The organism is Micrococcus sp. 140720015-1 (assembly GCF_053627595.1).
On the sequence record NZ_JBSEYC010000003.1, the window covers coordinates 354342 to 370420 of the forward strand.

Here is a 16079-nt window from a genome sequence, read left to right on the forward strand (position 1 = left end):
GCACGGCTCCTAGACTGGGGCGGTGGCTACCGTGCAGACCCCCCTCGAGATCTCGTCCGTGGTGTTCAAGCCGATCCTGATCCGCGCCGTGGTGGCGCTGGCGTTCGGCCTGACCACCGTGTTCGTGGCCGAGCCGGGCCTGACGTGGATGAAGGTCATGTTCGCGCTGTACCTGGCGTTCTCCGGCTCGGCGATGTGGGAGTACCTGCGCCGCGACCCGGTGCCCGTGGCCATGCGCTCCCCGCTGTCCCTGGCGGCGGCGGCGTGGATGCTCGGCGTGATCGTGCTGCTGTTCCTGGGGTCCCCGGCCGCGGTGGGCGTGGCGGCCGGCGCCGCCCTCGTGCTCGGCGGCGTCGCCGAGCTCGTGGCGTGGGCCCGCCACCGCCGCGAGTTCATCCCCGCGCGGGACCAGCTGTGGACCGGTCTCGTGGGCCTGCTCTCCGGGGGCGGCGTGGTCGTGGCGGCCCTGCAGGGCTTCGGCCCGCACGCCCTGCTCGGCATCGCCGGCGGCGGGGCGATCCTGATCGGGGTGCTCCTGATGGTCTCCGGGCTCGGCTTCCACCACGAGGTGCGCCGGGACCGCGGCACGGCCAGGGGCCTCTGAACCGGGCCGACGTCGTCGTCCTGACCCGCGGCGCGGACGTTCGCCGGGGGAGGACCCCGGAGCCCCGAGGGGCCAGCCGCCGGCCGGACGCGTAGACTGGCTCCGGTCCGCCGCGCCCCGAGGGCCTCAGCCCCGGGCGCCTGCGCGGGCCGTGTCGCCCCAGCCGCCCCCAGCCGTCAGGAGTCCCGCCGTGAGCGCACCGTCCCCCCGCCCGTCCGCCGATCGCGCCGGATCCGGCCGCCCGGCACGCGGCGGTCTGCGCACCACGGTCAAGGGCCCGCTCGTCTTCTCCGCCGTGCTCGGCCTGATCGGTGGGGTGATCGCCGGCATCACGGCCTCCGGCGGCACGCAGAATCCGCTGCGCGTCGACATCGCGCTGATCGCCTTCGGCGTCTTCTTCATGACCTCGCTCGTGGTGGTGGCCATGCTGCAGCTCGCCGCGCGCGAGAACCCGGACCACCTCTCCCAGGGCTCCGGCGTGAACCGGTCCTCCGAGGAGATGTTCCGCAAGGCCGCCGCCGACCGCCGCGCCCAGGCCGCCCGGGAGCGCCGCGAGCAGGGCGGCGCCGGAGGCGACGCCCCGCGCGCCTGAGGCCGGCGTCTCAGAACCCGAGGCTGCGTGCCTCCCGCCGCAGCGCGTCCGCCGAGGCGTGCAGCGCCCGCATCTCCGCGGCGTCCAGCTCGGGCTGGATCACGCGGGTGACGCCGTCGCGCCCCACCACGGACGGCATGGACAGGGCGACGTCGGAGAGCCCGTGGACGCCGTCGAGCACGGTGGAGACCGGCAGAATGGCGTGCTGGTCGCGCAGGATCGCCTCGAGCAGGCGGGTCGTGGCCACGCCGACCGCGTAGGTGGTGGCGCCCTTGCCCTGGATCACCTCGTACGCGGCGTGCACCACGGTGTCCGCCACCTCGTCCAGGTCGGCGCGGGTGAACAGCGGGTCGGCCGGCGTCGGCCACTCCAGGATGGGCGTCGGGCCGATGCGCGCCGAGCTCCACGCGGGAAACTCCGTGTCCCCGTGCTCGCCGAGGATGGCCGCGTGCACCGACGACGCGTGGACCTGCGCCCGCGACGCCAGCAGCCACCGCAGGCGGGACGTGTCCAGGAGGGTGCCCGAGCCGATCACCCGGCCGGCAGGCAGACCGGTGAGGCGCTGGGCCACCAGCGTGAGGACGTCCACGGGATTGGTGACGAGCACGATCAGCGCGTCCGGCGCGTGCGCCTGCACCTGGGGCAGCAGGCCGCGCAGGATCTCCACGTTGTGCGCGCCGAGGTCGAGGCGGGTCTGCCCCGGCTTCTGCTTGGCACCGGCCGTGATCACCACGACCTCGCAGCCGGCCAGGACGTCCGGGTTCGCGCCGCCGGTCATCGCCGACGCCGAGGTGAACGGGGTGCCGTGGGCCAGGTCGAGGACCTCGGCGCGGACCTTGGGCTCGTCGATGTCGTAGAGGGCGACCTCGCGGGCGACGCCGCGGATCAGCGCCGCATAGCAGATCGCCGTGCCGACGCCACCGGCCCCCACGACGCCGACCTTGCGGTGGGCGGGTCCGAGGGACGCGGGGGAGTGGGCGGGGGTGTGCTCGCTCATGCCTCGCAGGCTAGGGGTGTCCGGCCGGCCGAAGGAACCAGAGGCCGCCCCGTCCCCCGATGTTCAGCGCCGGCTCACCTGGCGGGCCGGGCCGGGTCAGTCCTTCTTCTTGCCGGACTTCTTCTTGCCGGACTTCTTCTCCGCCTTCTTGCGGGCCTTCTTCTCCGCCTTCTTGCGCTCCTTCTTCTCCTTCTTGGTCTCCGGGCGGGGCTCGTCGGCGGGGGCCGCCTCATCCACGACGGCCTCCGGCGCTTCCGACTCCTCCGGCCCGGCCGAATCCGTCGCGGGCGTGGCCTCCGCCGCCTCGGCCAGGCGTGCCCGGTAGGAGCGCACGTGGGTGCGGTTGGCGCAGTTGGCCTCGTCGCAGAAGCGCTTGGACCGGTTCCGGCTGGCGTCCACGAGCGCGTTCTCGCAGTCCTCGCCCTCGCACACGCGCAGGCGGGTCAGCTCGCCGTCCATCGCGGTCTCCGCCAGCGCGAGGGCGGCCATCGCGGCCAGCCGCTCCACCGCGTCGGCGGGGACCTGCGCCGGGGCCAGCCCGACGACGTCGCCCCCGGCCGTCAGCCGCAGCGGCCCGGCCGCGGCGAGGAGGGCGTTCACGCGCTCCACGGCGGCCGCCTCGTCCACGGCGGCGAGGGCCCAGACCTCGGCCAGACGGCCGCGGAGCTCGCGGCCACGCACGGCCGCGGCGGCGGCCAGGCGGAGGCGGACCTCGTCCTCCTGGAGTTCAGGGACGAGGGAGGGCAGCTGCGTGGCGGCGGTGAACCGCTCGTCGGCCGGCTGACCGCCCCGCAGGCCGGGGGCGGTGTTCAGGAACGCGGCCAGGGAGGCGAGGCGGGAGAGCGTCGGCGCGGAGAGCATGGGGAAAGCGTACGGCGGGCTCGCCCTCCCGTCACCGGCTTCACGCCGCGTATCGGGTCGCCTCCGGCGCCGTCCCGTCCAGTACCCTGACCCCCACGGACCCCGTCTGCGCGGCGGGGTGCACCCACGGGGCCGGAGGGGCCCCCGAACCAGCACAGGAGACCTCCATGTCCCAGACCTCCCAGGCGACCGGTCGCCTCTCCGCCGGGCACGTCATCGTCAAGACCCTCGAGTCCCACGGCGTGAAGCGCGTCTACTCCGTGCCGGGCGAGTCCTACCTGGACGTCCTGGACGGCCTGCACGACTCGGGCATCGAGAACGTGGTGTGCCGCCACGAGGGCGGCGCCACGTACATGGCCGAGGCCGACGGCAAGATGAACGAGGTCCCCGGCGTCGCCATGGTGACGCGCGGCCCGGGCGCCGCGAACGCCCACGTCGGCCTGCACACCGCGTGGCAGGACTCGACGGCGCTCGTGCTGTTCGTCGGCCTGATCCCGTTCGAGCACCGCGACCGCGAGGCCTTCCAGGAGTTCGACCCGCACGCCTGGTTCGGCACCGGCGCGAAGCGCGTGATGGTCCTGGACCACCCGGAGCGCGCCTCCGAGATCGTGGCCGAGGCCATGTTCGCCGCGAGCTCGGGCCGGCCCGGGCCCGTCGTCGTCGGCCTGCCGGAGGACGTGATCCGCCAGGAGATCGACGCGCACCTGCACCCGCAGATCCCCGTGGCCCCGGGCGGCATGACCGTGGAGGACTGGAAGTCCCTGCACGCCGCGCTCAAGGAGTCCCGCAAGCCGCTGTTCATCACCGGTGGCAACGACTGGACGGACGAGGGCGCGCAGACCCTGACGACGTGGCTCGAGGAGCACAAGATCCCCGCCGCCGCCGAGTGGCGCTGCGAGGGCACCGTGCCGTTCTCCTCGCCGTCCTACGTGGGCCCGATCGGCTACGGCCGCCCGAAGCCGACCTACGACCTGCTCGAGGAGACCGACCTCATCGTGTTCGTCGGCACCGTGCCCGGCGACGTCGTGACCAACGGCTTCACCATCCGCCAGAACTGGGACAAGAAGAACTTCCTGGTCACCATCGACCCGTCCCTGCGCGGCCGCTCCGGCCCCGTGTCCCACCAGATCGTGGCCAAGCCGGACGTGTTCATCCGCGACCTCGTCCGCATGGAGCTCGAGGTCAAGCCGGAGTGGGAGGAGTGGACCTCGCGCATGCGCGGCGAGCAGGAGAAGTTCGCGGCCCTGCCCCCGGCCGAGCCGTCCGAGGGCCAGGCGAAGATGGCCACCCTCATGGCCCACCTGGTGCCGAAGCTGCCGAAGGACTCGATGGTCTCCCTCGGCGCGGGCGAGCACACCAACTGGGCGCACCGGTACTTCCCGACCGAGGGCTACCGCGCCATGATCTCGGCCCGCAACGGCTCCATGGGCTACTCGGTGCCGGGCGCCGTGGCCGCGTCCCTGAACTTCCCGGACCGCACCGTGGTGACCATCGCCGGCGACGGCGAGTTCCTCATGAACGGCCAGGAGCTGGCGACCGCCGCGCAGTACGGCGCCACGCCCCTCGTGATCGTCATGGACAACCAGGAGTACGGCACCATCCGCACCCATCAGGAGCGCGAGTACCCCGAGCGCGTCTCCGGCACCCAGCTGAAGAACCCCGACTTCGCCGCCATGGCCCAGGCGTTCGGCGGCTTCGGGGTGCGCGTGGAGCAGGACGCGGACGTGCCGGCGGCCGTGGACGCGGCGCTCAAGGCCGTCCAGGAGGAGGGCCGGTTCGCGCTCATCCACCTGATCGTGGAGCAGCGCGTCAAGGCCTACTGAGGCCGGCGGCGCGGCGCGGTCCCCGCCGTCCCTCCGGTCAGGCCGCCGTCGTGGGGACGTCGAAGCGCAGCTTCGGTTGGGGGAAGGGTGCACCGTCGAGGTCCGCCTCGACCCGGTCCCGCAGCACGCCCCCGCACGCACGGATCGTGGCCACGGAGGCGGTGTTCGTCTCGTCGCACGTGAGCAGGGCGGTGGACACCCCGTGCGCGGCCAGCAGCGCCAGCGCGCCGCGCAGCAGGCGCACGGCGTGCCCCCGCCGCCGGAACGCGGGGCGCACCGCGTAGCCCACGTGCCCGTTGACGTGCCGCAGCGCCTCGTTCAGCTCCCACCGCACGGACACCCGGCCCATCAGCTCGCCGTTCTCGTCCACGCCCACGTAGAAGGACGCGGGCACCCGGCCGGGTTCGACGTCGCCGCGCGCCTCGGCGGCGAACGCGCGGCGGACCGCGGGGAAGGAGCGGGTGCCGGCCATCAGGAAGTCGAACCCCTCCCGATGCAGCTCGGCGTCCGCCTCGCGCGCCGCGATCTCGTCCGCGGCGCGCAGTGGGCGCAGCAGGAGGCCGTCCACGGTGACGGTGGGGCTGGGGTCCGGGAGCATGTGCCGAGTGTAGGAGGGTGGACGCCGGGCGCGGCCGTGTGAGCCGCCCGCCGCCCCAGCCCTCGTGCCCTCCCCACCCCCGCGCCGTGAGCCAGACATTTCAGTCGCGATCAGCCCCTGATTGCAGCCGAAACGTCTGGCTCGCGGCGACGTACGCGGCACAGCGCGCGGCACAGCCCCGGTGCACCCGCCGGGCCGCCACCCCCCACGACACGAGCAGGGGTGACGTGGATCACGTTCGGGGCTAGGGTGTGGGGACCGACGATCGCCCATCCCCAGGAGGTCGCGATGACCGTGCCGTCCTCGTCGGCGGAGCATGCGCTCGACGCTCGCCCCGAGCTGCCGGGCGAGACCGTGTCCCGCGTCGCCATGACGCCCGCGGCGCTCGAACTGATCCGCCGACTCCTCCCGATCCACGGACCGCTCATGTTCCACCAGTCCGGCGGCTGCTGCGACGGCTCCGCGCCCATGTGCTATCCCGCCGGCGACTTCACGACCGGCGCCGCCGACGTCCTGCTGGGCACCTTCGCGGTGCCGGCCGCGGGGGACCAGGCCGCCGTGGAGATCCCGTTCTGGATGTCCGCCGCCCAGTTCGAGTACTGGAAGCACACCCACCTCACCCTGGACGTGGTGGACGGGCGCGGCTCCGGCTTCTCCGTCGAGGCGCCCGAGGGCAAGCGGTTCCTGATCCGTTCGCGATTGATGGCCGGCTCGGGATGAGCTCGACCCTCGCCACCGGCGCCTACCGGCGCGCCGTGGACCGGGCCCACGAGTCCCTCGCCGCGGTCCGCCTGTCGCTCGCGCCGTCGTCGCCCACCGCTCCGGCCGGCGCGGACCAGGGCCTGCGCGCCGCCCTCCAGGGGCTGCGCCGGGAGGTCCGCGAGTCCTGGCTGCGCTCCCTCGGCGCCCTCGCCCCCGCGGGGTCGGCCCTCGACGCCGGGGCGTCCGCGCTCACCCCCGCGGTGCCCGGCCAGACCGACCCGGCCACCCTCTCCGACGACGACCTCGCCGCCGCCCGCCGCGAGCAGCGCCTCGCGGTGGCCCTGCCGGTGGTCCGCCGCATGCTCATCCAGCCTGCGGCCGAGGCCGGGATGCTCGCCGCGATCGGCAACGCACGCGGCCACCTGCTGTGGGTCGAGGGCGACCGGACCGCGGTGCGCCACGCCGAGACCATGGGCTTCGTGGCGGGCGCCGACTGGTCCGAGGCGTCGATGGGCACCTCCGCCCCCGGCATCGTCCTCGCGACCGGCGCCCCCACGCAGGTCAGCCGCGGTGAACACCTGAGCCCGCGCGTGCACCCGTGGAGCTGTTCGGCCGTCCCGCTCACGGACCCGGCCACCGGACGGCTCGTCGGGGTCCTGGACCTCACCGGCGGCGAGGACGCCGTCAGCCACCTCGCCCTGCCGCTGCTCCAGGCCACCGTGGACGCCGTGCACGCCGCCTGGCGGGACCTGCCCGTCTCGTCCCGGGGCCGTTCCCGCGGCACCGTCCCGACGCCGGGCCCCTCGGCTCCGCCGTCCGCCTCGTCGGGGCCGAGCCTCGCCGGCGCGCCGCACCGCCACGACGAGGCCGCGGGCCTGCTGCGCGTCACCGGCCACCTGCCGCCCACGCTGGACGGGGTCGAGCTCACCGGCCGGCACGCCGAGATCCTCACCCTCCTCGCGTGGCACGGTCCGGGCCTGACCGGCGCCGAGCTCGAGGTCGCGCTGTATCCCGAGGAGACCGCCGGGCCCCGGTCCGCGCCGGGCGACGCCCCCGCCCGCGCCATCTCGCTGCGCGCCGAGGTGCATCGACTCCGCCGGGCGCTGCAGGACGTGGGGGCGCCGGTGGAGCTGCTGTCCCGGCCGTACCGGCTCGTGGGGGAGGTGCACGCGGACCTGCTGTGCGCGCGGGAGGCGCTGCGCGCCGGGGATCTGGACCGTGCGCTGCACGCGGCGGCCGGGCCGGTGCTGCCGCGGTCGGCGTCCCCCGGTGTCGCCTCGATCCGCGCGGAGCTGGGGGAGGCGCTGCGCGAGGCCGTCGCCCAGGACGCGGATGTCGAACAGCTCTGGGCCTACCTGGGTCGCCCCGAGGCCCGCGACGACGTCGAGCTCTGGGGCGCCACCCTGCGTCTGCTGCCGACGGACTCGCCGCGGCGCGCGCTCGCCGTGGCCACCCTCGAGCGGATCGAGCGGGACCTGGCCTGACCCGGCCCGCCCCGCACCCGCGCCCGGCTGCAACCTTCGTGCAACCTCCTTGTGACTAGCGTCACAGACACGGCAGGGCGCCACCCGGCGCTGAGGCAACCGCAGGCAAAGGAGCCAGCACCATGACCGTCTACGCATTCCCGGGCACCGAGGGAGCCAAGGTCGAGTTCAAGTCCCGCTACGAGCACTTCATCGGCGGAGAGTGGACACCCCCGGTCAAGGGCCAGTACTTCGAGAACGTCACGCCCGTGACGGGCAAGGTGTTCTGCGAGGTCGCCCGCGGCACGGCCGAGGACATCGACGTCGCCCTCGACGCCGCCTGGAAGGCCGCCCCGGCCTGGGGCGCCACCTCGGCGGCCGAGCGGGCGCTCGTGCTGCACCGCATCGCGGACCGCATGGAGGAGAACCTCGAGATGCTGGCGGTCGCGGAGACCTGGGACAACGGCAAGGCCGTCCGGGAGACCCTCAACGCGGACGTCCCGCTGGCCATCGACCACTTCCGGTACTTCGCCGGCGCGATCCGCGCGCAGGAGGGCGGCCTGTCCCAGGTGGACGAGGACACCGTCGCCTATCACTTCCACGAGCCGCTCGGCGTGGTCGGTCAGATCATCCCGTGGAACTTCCCGCTGCTGATGGGGGTGTGGAAGCTGGCGCCCGCGCTGGCCGCGGGCAACGCCGTCGTGATCAAGCCCGCCGAGCAGACCCCGGCCTCGATCATGGTGTTCATCGAGCTGATCGCGGACCTGCTGCCGCCCGGCGTCGTCAACGTGGTCAACGGCTTCGGCCTCGAGGCCGGCAAGCCGCTCGCGCAGTCGCCGCGCATCCGCAAGATCGCGTTCACGGGCGAGACGACAACGGGCCGGCTGATCATGCAGTACGCCTCGGAGAACATCATCCCGGTGACCCTGGAGCTGGGCGGCAAGTCGCCCAACGTCTTCTTCGAGGACGTCATGGCGGCCGACGACGCCTACTGGGACAAGGCACAGGAGGGCTTCACCCTGTTCGCGCTGAACCAGGGCGAGGTCTGCACGTGCCCGTCGCGTGCGCTCGTGCAGGAGTCGATCGCGGAGAAGTTCCTCGACGCCGTCGTGGAGCGGACCTCGCGCATCGTGACCGGCAACCCCCTCGACACGGACGTGATGATGGGCGCCCAGGCCTCCAACGACCAGCTCGAGAAGATCACCTCCTACCTGGACATCGGCCGTCAGGAGGGCGCCGAGGTGCTGATCGGCGGCGCCCGCGCCGAGATGGAGGGCGAGCTGGCCGGCGGCTACTACGTGCAGCCCACGATCTTCCGCGGGGACAACTCGATGCGCATCTTCCAGGAGGAGATCTTCGGTCCGGTGGTCTCCATGACCACGTTCACCGACTTCGACGACGCCATGCGGATCGCCAACGACACGCTCTACGGGCTCGGCGCCGGCGTGTGGTCCCGGAACGGCAACACCGCCTACCGCGCGGGCCGGGCGATCCAGGCCGGCCGCGTGTGGGTGAACAACTACCACGCCTACCCGGCCCACGCCGCGTTCGGCGGGTACAAGTCCTCCGGCATCGGCCGCGAGAACCACCTGATGATGCTCGACCACTACCAGCAGACCAAGAACCTGCTCGTCTCCTACTCCGAGGACAAGCTCGGGTTCTTCTGAGCCGACGCCGGCACCGCACGACCCCCTCCCCATCCCACGAAAGGTGATCCCCCATGACCACGATGAAGGCAGCCGTCGTCACCCAGTTCGGCACAGAGGCCGACGTCCAGGAGGTCGAGCGCCCGACGCCCGGCCAGCACCAAGCGCTCGTGAAGCTCATCTCCTCGGGCGTCTGTCACACGGACCTGCACGCGATGGAGGGCGACTGGCCGGTGAAGCCGACCCCGCCGTTCATCCCGGGCCACGAGGGCGTGGGCATCGTGGAGGAGGTCGGACCCGACGTCGAGAACCTCAAGGTCGGGGACATGGTCGGCAACGCGTGGCTGTGGGGTGCGTGCGGCCACTGCCAGTACTGCCGCACCGGGTGGGAGACCCTCTGCGAGGAGCAGATCAACGGCGGCTACTCCATGAACGGATCCTTCGGCGAGTACATGCTCGTGGACGCCCGCTACGCGCCGGTGATCCCGGAGGGCGCGGACCCGATGGAGGTCGGCCCGATCCTGTGCGCCGGCGTCACGGTGTACAAGGGGCTGAAGCAGACCGAGGTGCGGCCCGGGCAGTGGGTCGTGATCTCCGGCATCGGCGGCCTGGGGCACATCGCGGTGCAGTACGCCGTGGCGATGGGCATGCGTGTGGTGGCCGTGGACGTCGCGGACGACAAGCTGGCGCTCGCCACCCGGCACGGCGCGGAGCTGACCGTGAACGCGAACGTCGCGGACCCCTCCGTGGAGATCCAGGAGAAGATCGGCGGCGCCCACGGCGTGCTCGTCACGGCCGTGCACCCGCAGGCGTTCGGCCAGGCCATCGCGATGACCCGCCGCGGCGGCACCATCGTGTTCAACGGCCTGCCCCCGGGCGATTTCCCCGCGCCGATCTTCGACATCGTCCTCAAGGGCCTGACCATCCGCGGCTCGATCGTGGGCACCCGTCAGGACATGGTCGAGGCACTCGAGTTCTACGCGGCCGGGAAGATCCATCCGACGTTCCACACCCGTCCGCTCACCGAGATCAACGACGTGTTCGACGAGATGCGGCACGGCAAGATCGAGGGCCGCGTCGTCATCGACTACGCGATGCAGGACTGACGTGTCGCCTGGGCGTCGGCTGGGCGCGGGGTAGTATCGACACATCACACGCACCAGTGCGACGGCGGTCGTCCCGCCCGGAGATCCGGGTCGGGGCGGCCGCCGTCGTCGTCGTGGGGACGGGGCGGGCCGCGGCGATTCCGGTGCGCGAGCCTCAGCGGGCCGCGGCCGGGACGACGCCGTCGCGCAGCCACTCCAGCGTGGCCGGCCAGAAGGTCGGCGCGAACCGCGCGTGGAACAGTCCGAAGTGCCCGATCTCCCCGACACCGAGCTCCTCCGGCCGCACCCGCCAGCGCACCGTCCGCCGACCCGGCGAGTAGGCGTCCGCGCGGTCGAGGGCGGCGTCGGTGCCGAAGTCGTCGTCCACGGGCGCCACGATCAGCGCGTCCGCCGTGAACGCGGCCAGACGACGGCGCAGCTCGTCCCGGCCGGCGCCGGTGCGGGCGCTCGCGGTGAAGTCGCGGCGGCTGCGCGCCCAGTCCAGGGCGGCCCCGCGCGGCAGGTCCTCGAGCCAGCCGAGCCGCCGCCCCGGGAAGTGCCCGCGGGCCAGCGTGATCGCCGGCATCGCCACGTGCCAGCGCGCCCACATCCGCGCCCTCCCCGGCCGCGCCCGGTAGTCCCGCCAGTGGGCGTGCTGACCGCCCACGGCCACGTGCCTGGCCACGTGACGCGCCTCGTCCGCGAGCCCGATGCCGAACCCGCCGTAGCTGTGGCCCACCGTCAGGAGGGGGCCGGGCAGGTGCGTCCGGGCCCAGCCGAGCACGGCGTCCGCGTCGAGGGCGCCCCAGTCCGCCCACCGCGCCCGCCGGGCCACGGCGAACGGCTCGCGGGACTCCCCGACACCCCGGTAGTCGAACGTGACCGCGTGGAACCCGTGGCCGGCGAGGAACTCCGCGTAGCGCCGGTAGTACGTGGCCTTCACCCCGGTCGCCGGGGCGATCACCACCGCGCCGGCGGGCCGGGCCGGGGGCGTCGTCGTGGGGGCGAAGTGGCGGGCCGCGAGCACGAAGCCGTCGCGGGCGCGGAGGCGCACGGGGGTGGAGGTGGTCTGCGTCACGCCGCCACCCTAGGCGCGGGGCGGCGCGACCTGCGACACAATGGGCCCATGACTGAGACCCCCCAGAGCTCGTCCGGCCAGAGCCGGGACGAGATCCTCGCCCGCCTCGAGGAGATCTACGCGAACGACCCCGCGGTGCGCGAGCACGGCGTCACCCTCGGCGAGGTGGCCGAGGGGCGCGTGGTGCTGCACCGCGACGTCACCGCGGACATGGTGAACTCCCACGAGATCTGCCACGGCGGCTTCCTGTTCCACCTCGCGGACTCGGCGCTGGCGTACTGCGTGGCGACCTTCGGCGCCGCCCCTGTCACCCGGCGCGCCGAGATCACCTACGTGGCGCCCGCCAGGCTCGGCGCGCACCTCGTGGCGACCGCCCGCCAGTCGGTGGAGTTCGGCCGTGACCGCATGATCGAGGTCGGCATCGAGGCGGACGGCCAGCTCGTCGCCTGGTTCACCGGACACTCCACGAGCCCGCGGGTGCGCGCGTGAGCGCCGGGCAGGACGCGACGACGGCCGGGCCGGTCGTCGAGTCGGTGGAGCTGCACGTGGCCGCGGGGGCGGAGGCGGCGTTCGAGGCCGCCGTCGCCGAGGCCGAGCCGCTGTTCCGGGATAGGGGCGCGACGTCCTTCGCGCTGTCCCGGCAGGTGGAGGACCCGGCGCGCTACCGGCTGCTGATCGGCTGGCGCACGCTCGAGGACCACACCGTGGGCTTCCGCGAGTCCGATGCGTTCCCCGCATGGCGGGCGCTCGTCACCCCGCATCTGGCGCAGCCGCCGGCCGCGACCCACTGGTCCGCCGTCTGACCCCCGCACCCCCCGCTTTCGTTCGAGAAACGGCGGTCTCCAGCGCGTTTTCGTTCGGGAAGCGGCGCGAGGGCTGACCGTTTCCCGAACGAAAGTGTCCGACACGCCGCCGTTTCCCGAACGAAAGTGCCCGACACGCCGCCGTTTCCCGAACGAAAGTGCTGAGGCGCGGTCGGTTCAGAGGTGACGGCCGGCCAACCGCGTGAGGCTCGACTGGATGCCCCGCCCGTTGTCCGCCGGTACCCGCAGCAGTTCGTACGCGCGGCGCACGGCCGGCCGGGCCCACGAGTAGTCGAAGGTCTCGGTGACCTCGGTGGTGCCGTCCCCCTTGTCCTGGAACGCCCAGCGCCACCGGTGTCCGCCCGGGTGGGCCCACTCCACGAGCTCGTCCTCGTCCACGGCGGTGGCGGTCAGCGGCATCGTGTACGGCACCCCGTACTTCCGCATGGCCACGCGGAACCGGTCGCCCACGGCCAGCCGGTGCGGCCCACTCACCTTCGGCCGCACGGTCCCGGACCCGTCCGCCTCGTGATGGCGGTGCGGGTCCGCGAGCATCGCCCACAGCTCGTGCGCCGGCGCGGCCACGGTGACCCGGTAGGACACCTGGTGCTCGCCGGTGTCCACGCGCTCGGGCCACGCCGCCTGCGGGGCGGCCTGCGGAAGCCCGGACGACGACGGCGCGGCGGACTCGGTCTCGGGGGTGGCGGACGAGGGGGTCGGCTCGGTGCTCATGCCGCCCAGTCTAGGAACCGCCGCGGACACCGGAAGCGGGAGCGTCGGCGCCCCTCGGCGGGACACCACAGGACTCTTGTCGGGGGCCCGCCCCGGGCCTAGGGTCAGGTCATGGGCGCATGGGGCAGAAACGTCTTCCAGAACGACACGGCGTTGGACATCATGGACGAGGTCCTCGACGGCACCTTCGACCTGGACGAGTTCCGCAGGAACTTCCGTCGCGACGAGGACGAGGGCTACCTGACCGCGAGCCAGGGTGCCGCACTCCTCACCCTCGGGGCGCTCGTGCGGATCGCTCGGAACGAGGACCACGCGGACCTCGAGGCCCTGCTCGAGCACGCGGAGACGGACGAGGTGGACCTCACCGCCTTCATCGACCAGTTCTCGGACGAGGACATCGAGACCCTGCGCGAGCTGATCGGCGTGGTCATCCGCGAGCCCTCCTGCTCCGAGCTCTACCAGCTCTGGGAGGAGTCCGGCGAGCTCGAGCAGTGGCTCGAGTACTCCCGCGAATCCCTGCCCTGACCGGCCGGCCGGGCCGGGGTGGACCCGGCCCGCGCTCGGCCCCGGCCCGGCTCAGCGCGCGTAGCGGGTGAGCCGCAGCGAGTTCAGCACCACGAGCACGCTCGAGGCCGCCATCGCGCCGCCGGCGATCATCGGGTTGAGCAGGCCCAGGGCCGCGACCGGGATGCCGAGCACGTTGTAGAGGAACGCCCAGAACAGGTTCATCCGGATGATCCCCAGGGTGCGGCGGCTCAGGTCGAGCGCCTGGACCACCTGGTGCAGGTCATCGCCCATGACGGTGATCTGCGCGGCCTCGCGAGCGACGTCCGTCCCCGAGCCCATGGCGATGCCCATGTCCGCCGCGGCGAGCGCCGGGGCGTCGTTGACGCCGTCGCCCACCATGGCCACCACGGCGCCCTCGGACTGCAGCCGCGTCACCACGTCCACCTTGTCCTCGGGGCGCACTCCCGCCACCACGTCCGCGGCCGGGATCCCGACGGCGTTCGCCACGTCGGCGGCGACGGCGGCGTTGTCGCCGGTCACCAGCAGCGGGCGCAGGCCCATGTGCTGCAGGCGGGCGATCGCGTCGGCGGAGGTGTCCTTCACGGTGTCTCGGACGGACACGACGCCCGCCAGGCGGCCGCCGACCGCGACCCATACGGCCGTGGCGCCGGCCTGCTCCGCGGCCTTGAACGCAGCCCGGTGCTCGGCGGGGATGCCGCCGTCGAGGGCGGTCTCGAGGACGGAGCCGCGGCCGACGGCCACACGGACCGGGGCCGGGCCGGCGGCGCCGTGGGCGCCGGAGCCGAGGGCGCCGTCGTCGTGGGGGAGGGCCACCAGGCCGGACACGCCGCCGCCGGCTGTGGAGGCGAAGTCCGCCACGTCGGGCACGGTCAGGCCGCGCTCCTCGGCGCCGGTCACGATCGCGCGGGCGATCGGGTGCTCGGACCCGCGCTCGACGGCGGCCGCCAGGGCCAGCAGGACGTCGGCGGCCGGGTCCGGCGCCGTTTCGTCAACGAAAGCGCTCCGGGAGGCGTCCGTTTCGGCCACGAAAGCGCTCCGGGAGGCGTCCGTTTCGTCAACGAAAGCGGGGTCGAGGACGAGCACGTCCGCGAGCGCCATGCGACCCTCGGTCACGGTGCCGGTCTTGTCCAGCACGATCGTGTCCACGGTGCGCGAGTCCTCGAGCACCTCGGGGCCGCGGATGAGGATGCCCAGCTGCGAGGCGCGGCCGGTGCCGGCCAGCAGGCCGACCGGGGTCGCCAGGCCGAGGGCGCACGGGCACGCGATCACGAGCACGGCCACGCCGGCGCGCAGCGCGGACGGCAGGTCGCCGGTCACGAGCATCCACACCGCGAAGGTCAGCACGGCGATCCCGAGCACGATCGGCACGAACACGGCGGAGATGCGGTCGGCCAGCCGGGCCACGCGCGCCTTGCCGGTCTGCGCCTCGGAGACGAGCCGCCCCATCTGGGCCAGCGTGGTGTCCGAGCCGACGCGCGTCGCGCGGGCCACGAGCCGGCCCGAGGTGTTCAGGGTGGCGCCGGTGAGGGCGTCCCCGGGGCCGACCTCCACGGGCACGGACTCGCCCGTGAGCAGGGAGGCGTCCACGGCGGAGGTGCCCTCGAGCACCTCGGCGTCCGTGGGCACCTTCTCGCCGGGGCGGATCAGCACGACGTCGCCCGGCGCGAGGGACTCGGCGGGCACCGTGCGCTCGTCGTGGGTCTCGGGGTCGTAGAGGGTGGCCCGGGCCGCGCCCAGGTCCAGGAGCGCGCGCAGCGCGGCGCCGGCCTCACGCTTGGCGCGCGCCTCGAGCCAGCGGCCCAGCAGCAGGAACGTGGTGATGACCGCGGCCGCCTCGAAGTACAGGCTGTGGTGGGCCATCTCCGCCATGGTCCCGCCCACGTGGGCGGTCATGTCCGGCGCCAGGATCAGCTCCACGGCCGAGAAGAAGAAGGAGACGAGCACGCCCAGGGACACGAGGGTGTCCATCGTGGACGAGCCGTGCCGGGCCGCGCGGAACGCCGCCGAGTGGAACGGCCACCCCGCCCACAGCGCCACGGGCGCCGCCAGGGCGAACGCGACCCAGCCCCAGTGCGGGAACTGCAGCGCCGGGACCATGGAGATCAGCACGAGCGGCACCGTCAGCACCGCCGCGCCGATCAGGCGTGGCTTGAGCACGTCCTCACTCGGACCGTGGGCCATGTGGTCGTGGTGGTCCACGCCGTCATGGTCCGCGGCGTGCTCCTCGCCGTGGCCCTCACCGTGCTCGGAGGTGTGCGCGTGCCCGGCATGTCCCGCGTGCCCGGCCTGGCCGGCCGGCGGGGCGGGACGGCGCACCGTGGCGCCGTACCCGGCCTTCTCGACGGCGGCCACCAGCTCCTCGTCCGACACGCCGGCGGGCGCCGTGACGGTGGCCTGCTCGAGCGGCAGGTTCACGGACGCCGTGACGCCCTCGAGCTTGCCCAGTTTGCGCTCGACGCGGCCCACGCACGAGGCGCAGGTCATGCCGGTGACGTCCAGGTCGACGCGGCGGGTGGTCTCGGCCGGCGGTCCGCCCGGGGTGGAGGAGGCGGGGTGGGTCATGGGGC

At 73.8% G+C, this 16079-nt stretch carries 16 protein-coding genes; 10 read left to right on the forward strand and 6 right to left on the reverse strand.

The features are described from left to right. The first annotated feature begins 22 nt into the window (after window positions 1-22). Window positions 23-604 carry a hypothetical protein gene (locus tag ACUXPL_RS07155; RefSeq protein ID WP_010079963.1) on the forward strand — a complete coding sequence of 194 codons (582 nt, stop codon included), beginning with the start codon at window positions 23-25 and terminating at the stop codon, window positions 602-604. Between the two features lie 190 nt (window positions 605-794). Next, window positions 795-1196, forward strand: a complete 402-nt coding sequence (locus ACUXPL_RS07160) for a hypothetical protein (protein ID WP_192593779.1) — start codon at window positions 795-797, stop codon at window positions 1194-1196. 10 nt (window positions 1197-1206) lie between these two features. Here the strand turns inward: ACUXPL_RS07160 and ACUXPL_RS07165 are convergent, their stop codons facing one another. Together ACUXPL_RS07165 and ACUXPL_RS07170 are read right to left on the reverse strand one after the other, a co-directional pair. Then, a complete protein-coding gene (locus ACUXPL_RS07165) occupies window positions 1207-2193 on the reverse strand; it encodes an L-lactate dehydrogenase (RefSeq protein ID WP_454182884.1) in 987 nt (328 codons plus the stop codon). 96 nt (window positions 2194-2289) lie between these two features. Beyond that, window positions 2290-3054, reverse strand: coding sequence for a CGNR zinc finger domain-containing protein (locus tag ACUXPL_RS07170; protein WP_180536325.1), 765 nt, complete (start codon window positions 3052-3054; stop codon window positions 2290-2292). Window positions 3055-3221: 167 nt separating this feature from the next. Between ACUXPL_RS07170 and ACUXPL_RS07175 the strand changes: the two genes are divergently transcribed. Further along, a complete protein-coding gene (locus ACUXPL_RS07175; protein WP_180536323.1) occupies window positions 3222-4877 on the forward strand; it encodes a thiamine pyrophosphate-dependent enzyme in 1656 nt (551 codons plus the stop codon). 37 nt (window positions 4878-4914) lie between these two features. Here ACUXPL_RS07175 and ACUXPL_RS07180 read toward each other — a convergent pair whose 3' ends face one another. Next, window positions 4915-5475 carry a GNAT family N-acetyltransferase gene (locus tag ACUXPL_RS07180; protein WP_180536322.1) on the reverse strand — a complete coding sequence of 187 codons (561 nt, stop codon included), beginning with the start codon at window positions 5473-5475 and terminating at the stop codon, window positions 4915-4917. Window positions 5476-5763: 288 nt separating this feature from the next. Between ACUXPL_RS07180 and ACUXPL_RS07185 the strand changes: the two genes are divergently transcribed. The 4 genes from ACUXPL_RS07185 to adhP all read left to right on the forward strand — a co-directional run bounded on the left by ACUXPL_RS07185 (window position 5764) and on the right by adhP (window position 10392). Beyond that, entirely contained in the window at window positions 5764-6195 is a 432-nt protein-coding gene (locus ACUXPL_RS07185) for a DUF779 domain-containing protein (RefSeq protein WP_454182887.1), read from the forward strand. Then, window positions 6192-7661, forward strand: a complete 1470-nt coding sequence (locus ACUXPL_RS07190; RefSeq protein ID WP_454182889.1) for a GAF domain-containing protein — start codon at window positions 6192-6194, stop codon at window positions 7659-7661. The genes ACUXPL_RS07185 and ACUXPL_RS07190 overlap by 4 nt, the downstream gene beginning before the upstream one ends. Window positions 7662-7783: 122 nt before the next feature. Further along, complete coding sequence (exaC, locus tag ACUXPL_RS07195) at window positions 7784-9307, forward strand: acetaldehyde dehydrogenase ExaC (protein ID WP_454182891.1); 1524 nt, start codon at window positions 7784-7786, stop codon at window positions 9305-9307. A gap of 53 nt (window positions 9308-9360) precedes the next feature. After that, window positions 9361-10392 carry an alcohol dehydrogenase AdhP gene (adhP, locus tag ACUXPL_RS07200; RefSeq protein ID WP_255167038.1) on the forward strand — a complete coding sequence of 344 codons (1032 nt, stop codon included), beginning with the start codon at window positions 9361-9363 and terminating at the stop codon, window positions 10390-10392. Between the two features lie 154 nt (window positions 10393-10546). Here the strand turns inward: adhP and ACUXPL_RS07205 are convergent, their stop codons facing one another. Next, a complete protein-coding gene (locus ACUXPL_RS07205) occupies window positions 10547-11449 on the reverse strand; it encodes an alpha/beta hydrolase family protein (protein WP_454182893.1) in 903 nt (300 codons plus the stop codon). Between the two features lie 48 nt (window positions 11450-11497). Here ACUXPL_RS07205 and ACUXPL_RS07210 point away from each other — a divergent pair, with 48 nt between their 5' ends. Beyond that, window positions 11498-11938 (forward strand): hotdog fold thioesterase, encoded by a 441-nt coding sequence (locus ACUXPL_RS07210; RefSeq protein ID WP_192593770.1) that lies wholly within the window; start codon window positions 11498-11500, stop codon window positions 11936-11938. Beyond that, on the forward strand, window positions 11935-12252 hold the full coding sequence (locus ACUXPL_RS07215; RefSeq protein ID WP_454182895.1) for a putative quinol monooxygenase: 318 nt from the start codon (window positions 11935-11937) through the stop codon (window positions 12250-12252). The genes ACUXPL_RS07210 and ACUXPL_RS07215 overlap by 4 nt, the downstream gene beginning before the upstream one ends. A 177-nt stretch (window positions 12253-12429) precedes the next feature. Here the strand turns inward: ACUXPL_RS07215 and ACUXPL_RS07220 are convergent, their stop codons facing one another. Next, window positions 12430-12984 (reverse strand): SRPBCC family protein, encoded by a 555-nt coding sequence (locus ACUXPL_RS07220; RefSeq protein WP_454182897.1) that lies wholly within the window; start codon window positions 12982-12984, stop codon window positions 12430-12432. Window positions 12985-13095: 111 nt separating this feature from the next. Here ACUXPL_RS07220 and ACUXPL_RS07225 point away from each other — a divergent pair, with 111 nt between their 5' ends. Continuing rightward, entirely contained in the window at window positions 13096-13509 is a 414-nt protein-coding gene (locus ACUXPL_RS07225) for a DUF4259 domain-containing protein (protein WP_454182899.1), read from the forward strand. 51 nt (window positions 13510-13560) lie between these two features. On the opposite strand, the gene ACUXPL_RS07230 is transcribed toward ACUXPL_RS07225, so the two are convergent. Beyond that, on the reverse strand, window positions 13561-16074 hold the full coding sequence (locus ACUXPL_RS07230) for a heavy metal translocating P-type ATPase (protein WP_454182901.1): 2514 nt from the start codon (window positions 16072-16074) through the stop codon (window positions 13561-13563). Between the last annotated feature and the right edge of the window lie 5 nt (window positions 16075-16079).